This window comes from Thermobaculum terrenum ATCC BAA-798, assembly GCF_000025005.1.
In the GTDB taxonomy this organism is placed as follows: domain Bacteria; phylum Chloroflexota; class Chloroflexia; order Thermobaculales; family Thermobaculaceae; genus Thermobaculum; species Thermobaculum terrenum.
The window spans coordinates 766,256-783,749 of record NC_013526.1 but is presented as its reverse complement, the minus strand read 5'-3'; the positions used below and the strand labels follow the sequence as shown (position 1 = coordinate 783,749).

The window sequence follows — 17,494 nt, the reverse complement described above, 5'->3', positions numbered from 1 at the left end:
GGGGAGCATGCCTAGGCTCAGGGTGCTGGTTACGGGCGCCACAGGCTACATAGCCAAGCAGCTGCTGCCGGCCTTCAGGGAGAGGTACGAGCTGACCTTGATCGATCTGCGCACGCACGACGCCGAGGGCCGCCCGGTCAAAGGCGTCCAGGTAGTGGACCTGCTGCGCGAGAGGGAGGAGGCGCTGGCCCTGCTCTTCCAGAGCGTGGACGTGGTGGTGCACCTGGCCTACGTCCGCCCGGAGGGCTCGGATCCCCGGGTCCAGTACGAGGTCGAGCGCACGAACGTGGACATGATGCAGAGGGTGTACCAGCTGTCTCTGGACAACGGTGTCCGCAGAGTCGTGGCTGCCAGTACCAACCAGGCCGCCAAGTGGTACGAACAGCCCTGGTCGCGCGGCCTACGCGACACGGTCAGCCCAGAGGACTACCCTAGGCCGGACAGCTTCTATGGTTGGGCCAAGGCTGCCTACGAGTCGCTGGGCTTCGTGTACGCGTGTGGGGCCCTAGGTAGGAAGTTGGAGGTGGTGCAGATCCGCATAGTGGCCCCTAGGGAGATCCGTGCGCGGGACTACGCCGACAAGCCGCTGTTCCGGTACCTGCGCGACCTGGCGGGCTACGTCTCCCCGCGGGACCTCCAGCAGCTCTTCTGCAGGTCCATAGAGACCCCCAACATAGAGGACGAGCACGGCGTGCCCTTCCACATCTTCTACGGCGTCTCCAACAACGCCCGCAAGTTCTGGAGCATAGTCAACGCCCGCAGGGTGGTCGGCTACGACCCCCAGGACGACTCCGAGGTGCTGTACGCCGACGAGATCAGGCAGATGCTGGGCTCGGGCGAGCGTGCGGGCGGACAGTAGCGGATGCCTGGGGTTGAGCTCTGCCCGGAGGGGAGCGGGATCAAGTGCTGGTGCGGGGCCTCGATGGCCCGCGGCCGCCATCGGGCTAGGACGGGGCCATCCGGCGGGCTTCTCTGTGGGTAGAGGGGCCCGCCTCGGCTCTACCCCCGGTTACGCCGCTCTCGTGATCGTGGGCGTGTGCGCCCGCAACGTGGGGGCCCCGTGCGCTACATCTTGACCCTGAGGACCGGGGGTGAGCTTGTGGTGCGCGTGGAGCGCCCACCCTCCCTGGCGGGAGGGAGAGCGACGTGGGCGTCGAGCTCATGAGGGGCTGCCTCTCGAGGTAGCGCATCTTGGGTGCGTACTCTGTGGGAGGTTGCTCGGCGCGTTGGCCTCGGCCTCTGGCACCGAGCCCGCCTCGTATGTATGATAGAGAGCTAGTGGGAGGCGGGGTGACGGTTTGTGCCGCCGAGTGCCCTGGGCTATCCTAACTTAGATATCTTTGTGAAGGGGGTGGTACATTGCCTGATAAGATCAAAGCTGTGCTTGTGGGTTGTGGAGGGATAAGCCGGGCTTGGCTGGGCGCCCTGTCCCAGATGCCCGAGGTGGAGGTGGTGGGGCTGGTGGACGTCGTGGAGGAGGCCGCGCACAACAGGGCGGAGGAGTTCAACTTGGGGTCGGCCTTCATCGGCAGCAACCTGGAGTCCGTGCTGGCGGCCACGGCGCCCGACGTGGTGTTCAACTGCACGATCCCCGAGGCACACGTGGAGGTGACGCTGGAGGCCCTGAGCCATGGCTGCCACGTTCTCACCGAGAAGCCCCTGGCGGACACGCTGCAGGGGGCGCGGAGGCTGGTGGAGGCGGCGGCGTCCTCCGGCAAGATGCTGGCGGTGATGCAGAACTACAGGTACAACCGCGGCGTGCGTGCCCTCAAGGGCTTCCTGGATGAGGGCGTCATAGGCAGTCCTCACACCGTGAACGTAGACTTCTACATAGGCGCCCACTTCGGGGGCTTTCGCGACCACATGCGTCACGTGCTGCTGGTGGACATGGCGATCCACATCTTCGACATGGCGCGCTTCATCACGGGCGCCGACCCTGTGTCGGTCTACTGCAAGGAGTGGAACCCGGAGGGCTCATGGTACGACCACGGTGCCTCGGCGGTGGCGGTGTTCGAGCTCTCGGGTGGCCTCGTGTTCAACTTCAGGGGCAGCTGGTGCGCGGAGGGCCTCAACACCTCATGGTCGGGCCAATGGCGGGTGATAGGGCCCAAGGGCAGCGTGTCTTGGGACGGCGAGGACGGCTTCCGCGCCCAGGTGGTGAAGGCCACGGGCGGATTCCTCTCAGAGCTGGAGGACGTGCAGGTGCCCCCGTACGAGGGCGACAAGGTAGGGGGGCATGCAGGACTCATCCGCGACTTCGTGCAGGCGGTGCTCTCCGGCGGGCAGGTGGACACCGTGGCCTCGGACAACATCCGCAGCCTGGCGATGGTGTTCGCGGCCGTCGACAGCGCCGAGCGACGCCTGCCGGTGGACATAACTATCTAGAGTGGAGGTGACGTCTTGCCTGAAGATCTGAGGATAGAGGACCTAGTGGGACAGGTGGTGGCGGTGGGCTTCCCGGGGCACGCACCCACGCCCGAGGTGCTGCAGCTCATCCAGCGCTACCGGGTGGGCAACGTGATCCTGTTCTCGCGGAACGTGCGGGACGTCCAGCAGCTGAGGGAGCTGACGGCCACCCTCCAGCGCGCGGCGTTCGATGCAGGGCACAGGCAGCCCCTGCTGATCATGATCGACCAGGAGAACGGCGTGGTGCGACGCCTGGGCCAGGGGGCCAGCGTCCTGCCCGGCAGCATGGCGCTCGGGGCCGCTGGGGATCCCGAGTGCGCCCGGCAGGTGGCGCTCACCACTGGCAGGGAGCTGCGCGCGCTCGGCGTCAACATGAACCTGGCGCCCGTGGCGGACGTCAACAACAACCCGGCCAACCCCGTCATAGGTGTGAGGTCCTTTGGGGAGGACCCACAGGCCGTGGGCGACATGGTCGCGGCCGCGGTTGAGGGCTACGCGGAGGCGGGCGTGATCTCCTGCCTCAAGCACTTCCCAGGGCACGGGGACACCGCGGTGGACTCGCACCTGGCGCTGCCCGTAGTGCCCCACGACAGGGCCAGGCTGGAGAGCGTGGAGCTGCCCCCGTTCAGGAGGGGCATAGAGGCCGGTACGGACTCGATCATGGTGGCACACTTGCACCTGCCGGCGATCATGGCGAACGAGGCGCCCTCCACGGTATCGCCCGAGGTCATAGATGGCCTCCTGCGGGGGGAGCTGGGCTTCGGTGGGCTGGTGATCACCGACTGCCTGGAGATGAGGGCCGTGTCGGAGACCATAGGCACTGAGAGGTCGGCCGTCCTGGCGATCGCCTCCGGGGCCGACGTCGCGCTCGTCTCCCACCGGCACGACAGGCAGGTGGGCGCGGTGCGCGCCCTGTACGCTGCGCTGCGGGAGGGCGCGCTCTCCGAGGACAGGCTGCAAGAGGCCGCCGACAGGGTGATGTGCCTCAAGGAGCGCCTCTCGTGGCGGGAGGCCCTGGGGGGCGGCGTCCCGGACTGGGTGGGAGGTGAGGAGCACGCTCGCCTCGCGCAGCGGGTCTACGAGGCTAGTGTGACGCTGGTCAGGGACGACTGGGGGCTGCTGCCCCTGGATGCCTCCGCTCTCGAGAGGGTGGCCGTGCTGTACCCTGCCAGGGAGGAGGTCACCTGGGCTGAGGACAACAGGTTCCCCCAGGGCTTCGCGGCGGCCGCGGTGGCCAGGAGGGGAGTCTCGGTGGAGGGCATGCCCGTGCCCGCCGCCCACGACGCAGAGACGCGGGCGGCCATCCTGCGGCAGGTGGAGGGCGCGGACCTGGTGATCTACGCCACGCTCAACGCCCACCTCTACCCCGACCAGGCGGCGCTCATGAGGGAGCTGCTGGAGGCGCAGGTGAGGGTGATAGGCATCGCCGTCCGCAACCCCTACGACCTGCTGGCGTTCCCCGCCCTGGGGACCTACCTGGCCACCTACGAGTACACGCCCGGCGCGGTGGAGGCGGCCGTGCGGGTGATGTTCGGGGAGGTGGAGCCCAGGGGCAGGCTGCCGGTCAGCTTGCCCGGCCTGTACCCCCGCGGGCACGGCCTCAAGCGCGGGGGGCGCGGGAGGTGAACCCAGGGTTGGTCAGGAGCGGCATCGAGAGGGCCTACGCCATCCTGGACGAGGCCGTGGCGGCCGGGCTGATCCCAGGAGCCGTGGCGCTGGTGGGGGTGGACCGGGGCTGGCTGGAGCCGCACGTCGTGGGCCATGCGGTCGACCTGCCGCACGAGCGCGTGCCGATGCGCGCGGACACGATCTTCGACCTGGCGTCCCTCACCAAGGTGGTGGCCACCCTGCCGGCCATGCTCCTGCTGGTCAGTGAGGGCGTGGCCGACCTGCAGGCTCCCGCGGCGGAGGTGTTCGAGGAGTGGGCCGACGACCCCAGCAAGGGGGGGATAACGCTCCTGCACCTGCTGACGCACACCTCGGGGCTGCCGGCCCACGTCAAGCTGTACGAGCACGGTTGGCCTCCCCAGGAGATCCTCCAGCAGGTGCTCGCCACCCCGTTGGTGCACCCGCCCGGCGTCAAGGTGATCTACAGCGACCTGGGATACATCCTGCTCGGGGAATGGGTGCGCAGGGTGACCGGCCAGGATCTGGGGGAATGGACCCGCGTCCGCCTCTACGAGCCCCTGGGCATGAGGGATACCATGTTCTCGCCGCCGCCGGAGCTCCGGGACAGGATCGCGGCGTGCGAGTACAGGGATTACCTTGGGGGCTACCAGCGCGGGCAGGTGAACGACGACAACGCCTGGGCGCTGGGCGGGGTGAGCGGGCACGCGGGGCTCTTCTCGACCGCCCAGGACCTGGCGCGTTACCTGGACGCCTGCTGGCTGCCCTGGACCGAGGGAGGGTTCTTCCCCAAGCCGTTGGTGGCCGCGGCCCTGCGGGACTACACCGCGGGGCTTGGGGGGCACAGGGGGCTGGGCTGGGTGCTGAAGGGGGACCCTTACGACAACAGCGGGCAGCTGACCTCGCCACGGGCCTTCGGGCACACCGGCTACACGGGCACCAGCCTGTGGGTGGATCCCGAGTACCGGCTGAAGGTGGTGCTGCTCACCAACAGGGTGCACGCCACGCTGCGCCCAGGGATCGTCTCCCTGCGCCGGCGCTTCCACAACGCCGTGGTGTGCGCCCTCGCGTGACTTGGTACCCTGTGGCGACTAGCCCTATAATGAGCACATACCGCTGCATAGGGAGGGAGAAGTGATCAGGATAGGCATCATAGGTGCTGGCACCATGGCCAACTACCATGCGCGCATCCTCTCGCAGGAGCCGGATGCGCAGATAGTCGCGGTGGCCTCCACCAGCCCGGAGAGGGCCAGGGCGCTCGCCGAGAGCGTGGGGGCGCAGGTGGAGGAGTCCCCGCGTGGGCTGCTGCAGAGGGATGACCTGGAGGCCGTGGTCGTGGCTACCCCTACGCCGTACCACAGGGAGTACGTGGAGCTGGCGGCCTCGGCAGGGCTGCACGTCTTCTGCGAGAAGCCACTCGCCCGCACCCTGGAGGACGGCGAGGCGATGGTGGACGCCGTCACCAAGGCGGGTGTCAAGCTTGGTGTGGGCCACGTCGTGCGCTGGTTCCCGGAGTACTACCAGGCAAGGGAGTTGGTCCAGCAGGGGGCCTTGGGCACCGTTGGCACGGTGAGGACCATCCGGGTGAATGCCTTTCCCAGGGGCACTCGCAACTGGTATGCCGACTACGGCCTCAGCGGGGGGGTCATCCTCGACATGTCCATCCACGACATCGACTGGCTCCTGTGGACCTTCGGCCCGGTCAGAAGGGTCTACGCCCAGCTGACCAGCGACAGCCCCGAGCGCATGGTGGGGATGGTCTCGCTGCGGCACGAGAGCGGCGCGATCTCCTACGTGGAGGGTAGCTGGGCCCACATGGGCTTCGCCACCTCCCTGGAGGTGGCCGGGAGCGAGGCTCTGCTGACGACCGACAGCGCGTCCACCAGGCCGCTTGAGCTGCAGCTCAAGCGGCCCGAGGGGGAGCGCCCGGCGGTGGAGGTGCCTGTGAGGATGCCCGCCCGCAGGGGGCCCTACGAGGAGCAGGACCACGCCTGGGTGCGCTGGCTGCTTGGTGGGCCCGAGCCCAGGTGCAGCGGCCAGGATGCCCTGGCTTCCCTGAGGGTCGGGCTAGCCGCCCTGGAATCGGCACAGAGGGATGTGCCAGTAACGCTGTGAGGAGGTCTTGAGGTGAGCGCTAACGCCAAGATAAGAGTAGCCATATTGTCCGCGGCCCACCTGCACGCCGACTCCTACGCCCGGGTGCTGGGTGGTCGCGAGGACGCCGAGCTGGTGTGCCTGTGGGACGACGACCCGGCGCGAGGCCAGGCCAAGGCCGAGGAGTACCACACGCGGTACGAGCCCGACCTGGAGAGGGCGCTGGGGGCCTGCGATGGGGTGGTGATCTGTGCGGAGAACTCCCGGCACAGGGAGCTCGCCCTGGCGGCCGCCTCCGCCGGGGTGCACGTGCTGTGCGAGAAGCCGCTGGCCACCTCTCCGGGGGACGCTCGCGAGATGGTCGACTCCTGCCGCAGGGCCGGCGTGCTGCTGGGGACCGCCTTTCCGGTCCGCCACGCCACGGCCTCTTTTGAGTTGAGGGCCGCCCTGGAGGGGGGCAAGCTGGGCGAGCTGGTATCCATCAGGGGTACCAACCGAGGCACGATGCCTGGGGGCTGGTTCGTGCAGCCCGAGCTCTCGGGGGGTGGGGCCGTCACGGATCACACCGTGCACGTCGTGGACCTGGTGCGCTTCGTGACAGGGCGTGAGTTCGAGTCCGTGTATGCCGAGGCGGATACACGCTTCTACGAGGACTTGGGAGTGGAGGACTGTGGCCTGCTAGTGATGCGCCTGGAAGGCGGGGTGGTGGTTACCCTAGACCCTAGCTGGTCCCGGCCCAATAAGGCGTTTCCCACTTGGGGAGATGTTACTCTGCAGGTGGTCGGCACGGAGGGCATCGCCGACTTCAACTACACGGCGCAGCACAGCAAATTCTACAGCAACTCCCGAGTGCGTGCCGCCGAGTTGCCCTGGGGTGAGGACGGAGATGCTCTAATGATCGAGGACTTCCTTGCTGCCATCAGGGAGGGACGTACGCCGCTGGCCAGTGGTGAGGATGGCCTGCGTGCGGTGGAGGTTGTACACGCAGCTTATGAATCGGTCCGTAGTGCCCAGGTATCGAGGGTGCAGCACGTCTAGCTAGGCTGGAACCTTTCGCCTCCTAGGGGGAGTTAATTAGCCAGCGAGCTTTTGAATCCCCGTGGAGGCTGCGTATGTCCCGGAGGAGTCTGCAGTACTGGTTGTGCTGGCTCATGCTCTCGCCCGCGTGGTTGATGGTGATGCTGGTGTGCTGCGTGCTGTACCTGCTGGGGATCTACGACGACGGTGAGATGATGCGCTCCCGTTGGTAGTACCGTCAGTAACCGCTCTGACGGAGACGGTTGTATAGCTCCTGTGTCTCCGGCATGGGGTCCATCCCCAATTCCCGCTGGAGGTTGGAGGCGCATAGCTTGTAGGCACGTATGGCGGCTATCCTATCGCCCTTCTCGGCGTACGCTCTGATTAGTAGCCTGTAGGACTCCTCCCTGCACGGGTCCATCTCAACCGTGCGCCAGGCGAGCTTGATCACCTCGTCGTACTCCCCATCCTGCAGCAGCAGCAAGGAGAGGTGGGAGGAGGCATCGAAGAACAGCTCCCTCAGCCTCTCTCGCTCCAGCAATGTCCAATCGTCGTACAGGCTCTCCGGCAGGTAGTCGCCTTTGTAGAGATCTATAGCCCTACGCAACAGCTCGATCGCCTCGTCCCTGCCGTGCAGGCCTTGACGGTAGGCCGCCTTGCCCTGTCGCACCAGCTCCTCGAACTCCTCGGTATCCACCACCACGTCGGCCGACATGTCCAGTCCATAGGCTTCGTTTCTGCGCACGATATAGTATGGGGGGGCGCCTTTCGGCCTATGCGGCTCCAGCACCTTGGTCAGTATGCTCAGGCTGAATCTGAAGTTGTTATCGGCCGCTGCAGGCTCCATATCCGGCCATAGCAGCTCGAGCAGCCTCTCCTTGGGGAACATCTGTCCTCTATGAGAGGCCAGGAACTGCAGCAGGATCCTAGTCTTGGTGCTTCGCCACTCCCTCTCGCCCACGACCTCATCCCCTCGGAGCACCCTGAAGCCTCCAAGCATCTGGATGTACAGGGTGTAGGGGGGGCGAGATATCATGTGTCGCAGGGCCTCCTCAGCCAGGGAGCGTAGCTTGGAGGCCGAGGTGGCCGACTTCGCGGCGTCGTCGATCAACGAGCCCAGGAGCATGCCCCCCTGCTGGGATTCGTCGGCGGCGTCGCCCAGCAGCCAGTTGTGGGCGTCTCCCAGGACATCGCTTCCCATGGTCAGGAGGGCGCGCTTGGCCGCCTCGGCTGTGCCCGCGTTGCCCAAGGCGCTGACCAGGAGCGGCAGGGCGAAGTACCTCTCACGGGAGAGCAGTGCCCAGTACCCGCCCTCCTCCACGACCTTCAGCATGGGCTCTACCTCGCCCTCCAGATAGGCCAGCAACAGCAGGCTGTGTGCCTGATGGTATCTATCTCCGCAGGACCGGAACCACTCCAGGCAAGCCGAAGCCATGGCAATTGCTTCCTCCCGCCGATTCATCATAGCCAGAATCGACGCCGTTTCGAGGAGGCACACCTGCCGGAACCACTCGTGACCTATGCGCTCGGCGGTCGTCGCCGCCTGCTGGGCGTAGCCCTCGGCGCCCTTGGGGTCTCCGAGCAGGCGATGGAGGGAGCTGAGCCCGAGCAGCGCTTCTACCGCAAGGTGACGATTAGTCTCCAGGATAGACATCCTGTTGAGCACATCACTGTAAAGCTCCTTCGCCGCGCGCTTGTCCCGGTCGCTGCCATACCGCAGGGTATGGGCTCTCACTACCAGGGCGTCGATTGTCTCAGCCTGGTTGCCCAGGCGGCTTGCGAGGTTATAGTTGGCGTCCGCAAGTTGCCTGGCGCGCGCGTAGTCCCCCTGCATGTAAAGCACCGTGGCTAGGGTGGCGTTGGCACTAGCTATATAGACGTCTGCATCCAGCTCGGTGGCTATCTGGCGGGCCTTCGAGGCGGCCTCGAGAGCTCTTGGGAAGTCGCCTCGCCGTAGGTATACCACCTGCGCGAGGTTGTTCCAGACGTGGAACTGGCCGTCCGCGTCCTCCCCCAGCTCGTACAGCTCGAGGGCGTCGCGCAGCCGCCGCTCGGCGCTGCCCAGCAGCCCCGAGGCGGCGTCGCTGATCCCCAGCATCATGACGACCTCCGCCCTAGTGGAGATGTCCTCGGGCTCGAGCAGGGAGAGCACGCGGAAGTAGGTGTCGCCGGCGCGCGAGATCTGTCCCTTCTCACGGTAGATGCTGGCCCTCCCCAGCAGCGCCCTGGACACCCAGTTGCCATCTCCCTCCTCCTCGAACCGCCTGGCGGCCTCGCCGTACAGCTCGAAGGCGGTGTGCAGCTTGCCCATGGCCTGCAGCGCCCTGGCTTTGTAGTAGGTCAGCTCAGGGTAATCCTCCAGCCTGGGGGCAGGGATGCTCTCGATCGCGCGTAATAGGCGCGAGTAATGCCCCTCGCGCAGCCAGCGCGGCGCCCATCTGGCGAGCATGCTGTAGATCTCGTCGTAGTCCTCGCCCAGCAGCCAGAGCTCCAGGGCGTGCTCCGGCTCGCCCTTAGTATCGTAGTACCTGGCAGCCCGGCGCGCCACCTCCGCCACGCGTGCCCCGGCGGCACGCGCCTGCCTTAGGAGGTAGTCCCTCACCAGCGGGTGATACCTGAGCTTGTCCTCTCCCAGCCTGGAGACGAACAGCCCGCGCTCCTCCAGGTCCTCCAGCATCTGCTGGCTGTCGTTGCGCCCGAGCACCTTGTCCAGCAGCGCAGGCTCCAGCGTCGGCAGCGGGCTGGATTCTAGCATGAAGCTTACGACCTCCGAGGGTTGCTTGCTTATCACCTCCTGTGCGAGGTACTCGTACAGCTCGCTGCCCCTGTAGGCGAGCTTGGCGCGCAGGTCGCTCAGGGTAGCACCCGAGGCCAGGTACTGGGCCACTATCCTGACCCCCAGGGGCCAGCCCTCGGTCAGCTCATATACGGTCTCGAGGTCGTCTGTGCCCAGGTGCACGCCCTCGGCCCTAAGTAGCTGCGCCACGTCCTCCCGTGAGAACCTGAAGATCTCGGAGTCCAGCCGGAGCAGCCTGCCGCTAGCCCTGAGCTTGGGGATGCAGGGCAGGTGGACGCGCGTCCTCGAGGCCAGGGTGAAGACCACCTGCTGGGGGGAGTAGGTGATGAGGGAGTCCAGCAGGCGCAGCACCTCTCTCTGGTCACGGACGCAATCGAAGTCGTCCAGCACGAGGGCGAAGCCCGCCGAGCCTTGCATGGCGTGGATGATGCCGAGCAGGGCCCTGTCGAGGTCCGAGCCCTGCAGCCACGCCGATGGATCCTCGCCCTCCCCGAGAACACAGCAGGTGCCCATGGCCGCCACCAGGTGCTGCAGGAACACGCTGGGATCCTCGTCGGCGCTGGAGAGCGTGTACCACACGGTCCTCGGGTGCCGCTGAGCGAAGAGGGACAGAGTGGTGGTCTTGCCGTAGCCCGGCGGTGCGGTCAGCAGGCTGAGCTTGTGCCTTTGCATGCGCGCGAACCAAGCCACGAGCGCCCTGCGATGGATAATTCCCGACTTCTGAGCCGGCGCGCTAAGCTTGGAGCGTATTATCCAGGGCGCGGCCATACATCCCCTCCCATGATCTATGACCGATTATACTATAGTTTACGATAAAAGGTTTAGATTGGATGCATCAAAGCCTTGATTTCTCGTACTGCAGGGTGGGCTCCAGGCCCTCCCGAAGCTCGCGGGGAGAGAACCCGAGCTCCCGCCCGGCCTTCGCGCTGTTCCCCAGGTAGGTGGTGCCTGCGATGGTCCGTAGCGTCTCGGAGGCCAGCAGCGGCGGGAGCGGCACCACCCGCTCCAGGCCCGAGGCGAGCACGGAGGCCATCGAGATGAGCCTTGGGGGCACCTCCAGCTTGGGGGCCGGCACACCGGTGAGCTCGGAGGCCACCCGCAGCACCTCCCGCAGCGAGACCCCGGGGCCGGCCAGGATGTAGCTCTCCCCCTCCCTGCCTCGCTCCATGGCCGAGATGTGGCCCTCGACCACGTCGTCGACGTAGGTCCAGGAGTAAGTCACGCCTCCAGGCACGGCCAGCAACACGCCTCGCAGGTACAGCCGCAGGAGGGTGTGCACGAGGCTGGTGTCCCCTGGACCGTAGACGACGCCGGGCATGACGATCACCAGCGGCAGCCCCCGGGCGATCATCGGCAGTGCTACTTCGTAGTGAGCGATCCACTTGGTGCGCTCGTACTCGTTGAGGAACGGCCCCTCGTGCCTGTAGGACTCGTCTGGTATGTGGCCCTTGGTGTCCGAGAAGACCGCTATGCTGCTGGTGTACACCCCGCGAGGTATCCCGAGCTCGGCCATGGCCTCCAGCACTTGGCGAGTGCCCTCGACGTTGGTCCTGTAGAGGGCCTGCTTGTCGCGATCCCCTATCTTATAGCGCGCGGCCACGTGGAACACGCCGTCCACGTCCCGCATGGCCGCCACCACCGCGGATCTGTCGGTGATGTCTCCGTGCCTCACCTCAGCCCCTAGCTCCCGCAGGGCACCGCTCTTCCTGGGATTGCGTACCAGCGCCACCACCTCGTGGCCGCGCTGCAGTAGCTCCCAGACTAGCTTCGAACCTATGAACCCGGTGGCACCGGTCACCAGGTACCTCATCTCACCCCTTGAGCTCGTGTGCTACAGTAGATTGCAGATCTTCTAACTCAGTATAACGGTGCAGCGAGATAACGCATAGGGAGATGGACATGCAGAGACTCTGGAGTGGATGGCGATCCGAGTACGTCACGGGCAACGCGAGCAGCGACGGGTGCATCTTCTGTAGGTTTCCCCAGGAGGAGCGCGATGAGGGGAACCTGCTGCTCCACAGGGGAGACATGGCGTACATCATCCTCAACCGCTTCCCTTACAACCCGGGCCACGTCATGGTCGTGCCGTACGAGCACATCGGCCGGATGGCCGACCTCCCGCCCCAGACCATGCTGGAGATGATGAGGCTGGTGCAGCTGTGCGTCGGGGCGCTGGAGAGGGGATTTGGGGCCCAGGGATTCAACATCGGGATGAACTTGGGCAGGTGCGCTGGCGCGGGGGTGCCCGATCACCTGCACATCCACGTCGTGCCTCGGTGGGTGGGCGACGTCAACTTCATGCCGTCCCTGGCGGACGTGAAGGTGATCCCCGAGAGGCTGGAGGAGAGCTACCACAAGCTCAAGGAGGCGCTGGCCGATGAGCTCAGGGGCGCGGGAGCCGAAGGGTAACCCCCAGCTGCTGAGGATCATAAGGCGCGAGATAGCCGAGCGCGGCAGGATCACCTTCGAGCGCTTTATGGATCTGGCGCTGTACCATCCAGCCCACGGCTACTACTCGGCGGGAGGACCGAGGATAGGGCCGGAGGGCGACTACTACACCAGCACCGACGTCTCCCCCCTGTTCGGGGCCACCCTCGGGAGGCAGGTGGTGGAGATGTGGGAGCTGCTGGGCCGCCCGGACCCCTTCCACGTCGTGGAGCACGGCGCGGGCAAGGGCCTGCTCGCGGCCGACCTGCTTGGGTGGGCTGGCGCCGCCCACCCCGAGTTCTACCGTGCCGTCCGCTACCTCATCGTGGAGGTGTCGCCAGCCGCAAGGGAGCGGCAGCGGGAGCACCTATGGAGGCTGCCGGTTAGCTGGGCCGACGACGCGGACCTCGAAGAGGACAGCATCATCGGCGTGTGCCTGTCCAACGAGCTCGCCGACGCTCTGCCGTTCCACCGCATCAGGATGACGGGTGCGGGGATCGATGAGCTGTGGGTGGTGGATGATGGGCTGGCGCTCGGCCTGGCGCCGGGGGAGCCGTCCGATAGGCGCCTGGAGGCCTACGTCGAGCGTTGGGGGAGGGCGCTGCGGCCCGGGCAGCAGGCGGAGGCCAACCTGCGCGCGATCGATTGGGCGAGGAGGGTCGTGCGATCCCTGAGGCGGGGGTTCTTCCTCACGATCGACTACGGTGGTAGGGCGGAGGAGGTGCACGGCCCCGACCATCCGGACGGCACCCTGACCTGCTACTACCGCCACACCCAGAACCGCGATCCCCTGCGGCGCGTGGGAGAGCAGGACATCACCGCCCACGTCAACTTCAGCGCGCTGGCGGAGACGGTGCGCGAGGCTGGGGGCGAGGTCACGGGGTACACCACGCAGGGCTACTTCCTGGCGGCGCTGGGGATCGGAGAGGCCGTGGAGTGGGCCCTGCGCAGGGCGAAGAGCACGCGAGAGTTCGAGCAAGTCAGGGCGCAGGTGGAGGAGCTCGTCAGGCCGGATGGCCTGGGCGGCTTCAAGGTGCTCGTGGCCCACAAAGGGCTGATGTCGCCCGTGCTGCGGGGTCTGTCTCTCCTGTCCGAGGAGATCTAGCGCAGCGGGCCCACGCTGTCCCATCCGGCGATCTCGGCCTCGGGCAGCTCGAGCAGGGTCACCACCGCGAAGGTCAGCACCCTGCACCCCTCCTCCAGGTGCCCGCCCAACGTCCGCTCGGTGTTGGCCACAGTGATGTGTGCATGTACCCTGCTTGCTATCACGAGTCCAGTGACCGCTAGGATGTCGTAGGGGCCCTCGCCTTGAAAGAACTTATCCACTGTAGGTAGCTCCGGCTTGCCCACCACGTGCGCCCGGAAGCGTCGGAGAGATCCCACACCACTGACTATGGCAGCCTGTCGCAGCCCCGCCGCCTCAACGGCGCCGCGCAGCCCCACCAGCAGGTCCTCGTCGGGATCAAACCTGACCAGCACTACCTTGCCGGCCGAGGTCGTTGACACCCGCATCTACCTATCCTCCATCTCGTCTAGGTATCGCCTCAGCCGCCTGAGCCTGACCACGAAGGCGGCGTGCAGCCCCTCGGCCGTCTCCCGGATCGTCCTGCGGTTGTTGGTGTAGGGGTCCTGACGGGTAGCCTCGTCGACCTGCGAGATCCACTCCTGGGGGATCTCCCCGGCGCCGCGGAGGGCGCCCGCCAGGCCGCCGGCGATGGCCGCCAGGCAGTCGGTGTCCCGTCCGAAGTTGACCGCGCACAGGATGGCCTTCCGGGGATCACCGTGCGTGGCCGCGAATATAGCTAGCCCCTTCGTGACCACCTCGCTGGCGTAGGAGGCGCCGTAGGGGATGTGCTCCCCGCCGTGGTAATGCCGGTAGAACGCCTCTCTCAGGGCTTGGGGCTCCCTGTGCGTCGTGCCCAGCTCCAGCGCCCACTCCAGCTGTTGCCCTATGTAGTCGTACATCGACCTCAGCCCCCGCGAGTCCCGGTAGAGTGCGTACCTCTGGGTCACCTCGAGCACCGACTCCACGGTGGCCTCCTCCCTGCAGGCCTCCGCGACGGCGGCGTTGTACAGCGCCCCCCACCTCAGGGCTGCGCTGCCGTCGGGGGCATAGACCCGGCCGACCTCGAAGGTGTCCCTGGCGGCCGACTCGGGATCACCCGCGTTGATCAGCCCTATGGGGTGGGAGGACCTGGCCACGGTCACCAGCTCTCCGAACGGCACCAGTCTGCCAAGCTCTGTGGGCTCTACGCCTGCCCTGGCCCACTCGAGGAGAGAGATATCGAACTTCTCCATCTTGAACAGCATCTTGGCGGGGCTGAGGTCGCGCAGCCAGGTGTTCACCAGGTCGTAGCAGTCGATGCGGTCCTGCTTGTCGATGATCGCCGTGGCGATCAGCTTCTGCCGCTCTATGCCGTCCTCGGTGGTGCCCGGAGGGCGCTCCCAATCGGTGTGGGTGATATTGTGCTTGTACAGGAGCATGCGGTCGAGCGTGCCGTAGCGTCGCTCGATCTCCTCAAAGGACCAACCCTCCACTGGTGCACCCATGGCGGAGCCCACCCATGAGCCGGCGATACACCCTATAAACTTGTCCATCAGGTTGGCCATCTTTCCTTGCCTCTCTTTACTACTTATATGCATAGATGATACTAATAAGCCTCTGAAAGGTCCAGATTAGCTTTGTGGGACGCATTGCTGCGACAAGTTTTCCAAGGTGAGAGGGTTTGTGTCTTTGTTGCACTGAAGGCTATAATCATCAACGTGAATAGGAGCCCTTCGTTCTCTCTAAGATATGGTCTGGATGCTCCCTACGTCGTGGCCTGCATCTTGGCCGTGGGGACCTTGCTGCTAGGTGTTGCTGCCTACTTCTGGGTGAGTGCCCCTGCATATTTCAACCCGTGGGAGCTGCTATGGCCACTATCCTTCTTGCTAGTGGGTGGCTGGATGCTGCTCTACTCGGGATGCATCAAGCTGCGCCATCGTTACACATTGCTGCGGTTGGCCGATGTGAGAGCTGGTGACAAGGTGTTGGACGTGGGTACGGGGCTGGGGCTGCTGGCCGTGGCCGCGGCCATGCTCGGGGCTGATGTCGTGGCTCTCGATATGTGGTCGGTCTGGGATCTGAGCGGCAACGGCAGAGCCGGACTGGAGAGAAATGCCCGTGAGGAGGGCGTACAGCTAAGGGTGGTGGAGGGTGATGCCCGTAGCCTACCATTTCCAGATAGTACGTTCGATGCCGTGGTATCGAACTTCGTGGTGCATAACATCAGGGGCAGGGAAGACAGGAAAAGGGCCGTGGCCGAGATGTGGAGAGCGTTGCGACCGGGTGGCATCCTCTTGATCTCTGACATCCACCACGTGGGCGAGTACGCGCAGCAGCTACGCCCCTACGCTGAGAGCCTGTGCATCTGGAGATACTTCCATACCTTCCCATTCTCGCAGGTGCTGGTAGCGCGTAAGCCCCAGTAGCCACGTCTTGGCTAAACCCGGTAGTACGAAGCTCATGCTTGCCCCTCCCTTAAGACCCTGCTTGCAAGCGGGCGTAGCTACGGCAGCAAGATGCCCAGCCGCTCGTACTGCTCGGGGGGCGCCGAGAGCTCCTGCAGGGCGTTGATGAGGAGCGTGCGCATGGCGGCCTCCTCGCTCGCCCCTTGTCCGGCCAGGTTCTCCTGCTGCTCCGGATCGCTTTCGATATCGAACAGGAGGGGAGAGCCGTGCCTGCTCGTCGATCTGGCGGTGTAGCGCCACACCGGCGAATCGGTGTAGGGCAGGAACCTGCCGGCCGTGGCGTGCAGCTTGGGCCTCGGGGGGGCGAACCAGTCTATGGGCTCGATCATCATCGTGGAGTAGCAGGTCGCCTCCACGTCCTCCCTGCAGGGGTGCAGGTAGGTGTAGCGGCCGTCGGTCACGTTCACGGTTGAGCCCCAGTAGCCGTAGATCGCCCACTCCCTGTGCTCCCGGACGCTTCCCAGGAGCAGCGGCATCAGGCTGCGGCTGTGCGTGCTCCCGGGCACTTCCAGCCCCAGGGCATCCAGCATCGTCGCGTACAGGTCCACCGCGGAGGTGAGGGCGTTCACCCTACCACCCATGAGGGGGCTATGGGGGTGCCAGATGAACAGCGGGGTGTGGGCCAGGACGTCGTACATCGGGGCGTTGGGCTTGCCGACCTACCCATGTTCCCCCAGGAAGTGCCCGTGGTCCGTGGTGAGGATGAGCAGGGTGTTCGCCCACAGCCCCTGCCGGTCCATCTCGTCTAGCAGCACGCCCAGCCACCTGTCCACCATGGTGAGCTTGCCAGCGTATTGGGCGCGCACGAAAGCCAGCTGCCTGTCCGTGAGCCGACTGCTCCCCTCATCGACCCTGCCGTACCTGGGCCAGAGGATCAGCTCCGGGTCCGTGGGGTCCTCATCGGTGTACATCGAGGCGTAGGGCTCGGGGCAGTGGAAGGGCTCGTGCACGTCGAAGCTGTCTATCACCAGCAGCCAGGGTTGCTGCTGGCCGTTCTCCCGCAGCCACTCCGCCGCCCTGGAGAACACCTTGGCGGGGAAGAAGTCCTCCTCGGTGCGGAATCCCGCGACGTTGCGGGCGTAGGCCGCGCGGTTGAGGAAGCCCGTGTCCTCCGGCTGGTCGGCGAGTATCTGGCGGAGGAAGTTGGGGTCGGGCCTGCGGGGCGTCGTGCGCCAGGTGTCGTACTCGTGCCCGCGGATCAGCTCGTATCCCATGTAGTCCTCGTAGTACCCGTGGCTACCGTGCTGGAAGTAGTGGTAGTGGTCGGTCACCAGCTGGGGCACGACCCCTCCTCGCCTGGCCACGCGCGCCAGGGGCTCGTCGAAGGGTTCCATCGGTCCCCAGGGCCTCCACAGGAACTCCTGCACGCCGGCGAAGAACTCCCTTCTCGCGGGCATGCAGGGGAGGCTGCCGGCGAAGTGCCGCTCGAACACCGCGGCGCGGGCGGCGAGGCGATCTATGTTGGGCGTGCGCACCTCCATCTCCACCTTGCCTCCGTACGCCCGTAGGAAGTGGCGGTTCAGGCTGTCCACCGTGATGAATATGCAGTTCACTTCCGACCTCCAGAGCGGTTTGCCTGTATGGTAAACGGCCTTGGCCCCCGACGTCTAGTGGCAA

The 17,494-nt window shown here is 66.0% G+C and carries 17 protein-coding genes; 10 read left to right on the top strand and 7 right to left on the bottom strand.

Annotated features, from left to right (window positions below):
* Positions 1-7 precede the first annotated feature (7 nt).
* The 7 genes from TTER_RS13110 to TTER_RS15680 all read left to right on the top strand — a co-directional run bounded on the left by TTER_RS13110 (position 8) and on the right by TTER_RS15680 (position 7,376).
* The gene (locus tag TTER_RS13110) at positions 8-859 is read left to right on the top strand and encodes an NAD-dependent epimerase/dehydratase family protein (protein WP_012876526.1); all 852 of its coding nucleotides are present in this window, start codon (positions 8-10) and stop codon (positions 857-859) included.
* A gap of 500 nt (positions 860-1,359) precedes the next feature.
* The gene (locus tag TTER_RS13105) at positions 1,360-2,385 is read left to right on the top strand and encodes a Gfo/Idh/MocA family protein (protein ID WP_012876525.1); all 1,026 of its coding nucleotides are present in this window, start codon (positions 1,360-1,362) and stop codon (positions 2,383-2,385) included.
* A gap of 15 nt (positions 2,386-2,400) precedes the next feature.
* Positions 2,401-4,032 carry a glycoside hydrolase family 3 protein gene (locus tag TTER_RS13100; protein ID WP_012876524.1) on the top strand — a complete coding sequence of 544 codons (1,632 nt, stop codon included), beginning with the start codon at positions 2,401-2,403 and terminating at the stop codon, positions 4,030-4,032.
* Positions 4,029-5,105, top strand: a complete 1,077-nt coding sequence (locus TTER_RS13095; protein ID WP_041425315.1) for a serine hydrolase — start codon at positions 4,029-4,031, stop codon at positions 5,103-5,105. The genes TTER_RS13100 and TTER_RS13095 overlap by 4 nt, the downstream gene beginning before the upstream one ends.
* A 61-nt stretch (positions 5,106-5,166) precedes the next feature.
* Positions 5,167-6,147: a Gfo/Idh/MocA family protein gene (locus TTER_RS13090; protein ID WP_012876522.1), complete on the top strand. Its 981-nt coding sequence runs from the start codon at positions 5,167-5,169 to the stop codon at positions 6,145-6,147.
* 12 nt (positions 6,148-6,159) lie between these two features.
* The gene (locus tag TTER_RS13085; protein ID WP_012876521.1) at positions 6,160-7,164 is read left to right on the top strand and encodes a Gfo/Idh/MocA family protein; all 1,005 of its coding nucleotides are present in this window, start codon (positions 6,160-6,162) and stop codon (positions 7,162-7,164) included.
* 74 nt (positions 7,165-7,238) lie between these two features.
* Complete coding sequence (locus TTER_RS15680; RefSeq protein WP_012876520.1) at positions 7,239-7,376, top strand: hypothetical protein; 138 nt, start codon at positions 7,239-7,241, stop codon at positions 7,374-7,376.
* Between the two features lie 5 nt (positions 7,377-7,381).
* Here the strand turns inward: TTER_RS15680 and TTER_RS13080 are convergent, their stop codons facing one another.
* Both TTER_RS13080 and TTER_RS13075 read right to left on the bottom strand, forming a co-directional pair.
* On the bottom strand, positions 7,382-10,708 hold the full coding sequence (locus TTER_RS13080) for a BTAD domain-containing putative transcriptional regulator (protein WP_012876519.1): 3,327 nt from the start codon (positions 10,706-10,708) through the stop codon (positions 7,382-7,384).
* 67 nt (positions 10,709-10,775) lie between these two features.
* Positions 10,776-11,750, bottom strand: a complete 975-nt coding sequence (locus tag TTER_RS13075; protein WP_012876518.1) for an NAD-dependent epimerase/dehydratase family protein — start codon at positions 11,748-11,750, stop codon at positions 10,776-10,778.
* 89 nt (positions 11,751-11,839) lie between these two features.
* Here TTER_RS13075 and TTER_RS13070 point away from each other — a divergent pair, with 89 nt between their 5' ends.
* Positions 11,840-12,349: an HIT family protein gene (locus TTER_RS13070; RefSeq protein WP_012876517.1), complete on the top strand. Its 510-nt coding sequence runs from the start codon at positions 11,840-11,842 to the stop codon at positions 12,347-12,349.
* Here TTER_RS13070 and TTER_RS16165 read toward each other — a convergent pair.
* Entirely contained in the window at positions 12,324-12,659 is a 336-nt protein-coding gene (locus tag TTER_RS16165) for a hypothetical protein (protein WP_241215307.1), read from the bottom strand. The genes TTER_RS13070 and TTER_RS16165 overlap by 26 nt on opposite strands.
* Here TTER_RS16165 and TTER_RS13065 point away from each other — a divergent pair.
* Positions 12,555-13,472, top strand: a complete 918-nt coding sequence (locus tag TTER_RS13065; RefSeq protein WP_241215299.1) for a class I SAM-dependent methyltransferase — start codon at positions 12,555-12,557, stop codon at positions 13,470-13,472. The genes TTER_RS16165 and TTER_RS13065 overlap by 105 nt on opposite strands.
* On the opposite strand, the gene TTER_RS13060 is transcribed toward TTER_RS13065, so the two are convergent.
* Both TTER_RS13060 and TTER_RS13055 read right to left on the bottom strand, forming a co-directional pair.
* Entirely contained in the window at positions 13,469-13,879 is a 411-nt protein-coding gene (locus tag TTER_RS13060; protein WP_012876515.1) for a PPC domain-containing DNA-binding protein, read from the bottom strand. The genes TTER_RS13065 and TTER_RS13060 overlap by 4 nt on opposite strands.
* On the bottom strand, positions 13,880-14,977 hold the full coding sequence (locus tag TTER_RS13055) for an ADP-ribosylglycohydrolase family protein (protein WP_012876514.1): 1,098 nt from the start codon (positions 14,975-14,977) through the stop codon (positions 13,880-13,882).
* Between the two features lie 153 nt (positions 14,978-15,130).
* Here TTER_RS13055 and TTER_RS13050 point away from each other — a divergent pair, with 153 nt between their 5' ends.
* Complete coding sequence (locus TTER_RS13050; protein ID WP_041425682.1) at positions 15,131-15,838, top strand: class I SAM-dependent methyltransferase; 708 nt, start codon at positions 15,131-15,133, stop codon at positions 15,836-15,838.
* Between the two features lie 77 nt (positions 15,839-15,915).
* On the opposite strand, the gene TTER_RS15110 is transcribed toward TTER_RS13050, so the two are convergent.
* Positions 15,916-16,515: a sulfatase/phosphatase domain-containing protein gene (locus TTER_RS15110; protein WP_049823077.1), complete on the bottom strand. Its 600-nt coding sequence runs from the start codon at positions 16,513-16,515 to the stop codon at positions 15,916-15,918.
* A gap of 21 nt (positions 16,516-16,536) precedes the next feature.
* Positions 16,537-17,430, bottom strand: a complete 894-nt coding sequence (locus tag TTER_RS15105) for a sulfatase (RefSeq protein ID WP_049823076.1) — start codon at positions 17,428-17,430, stop codon at positions 16,537-16,539.
* Between the last annotated feature and the right edge of the window lie 64 nt (positions 17,431-17,494).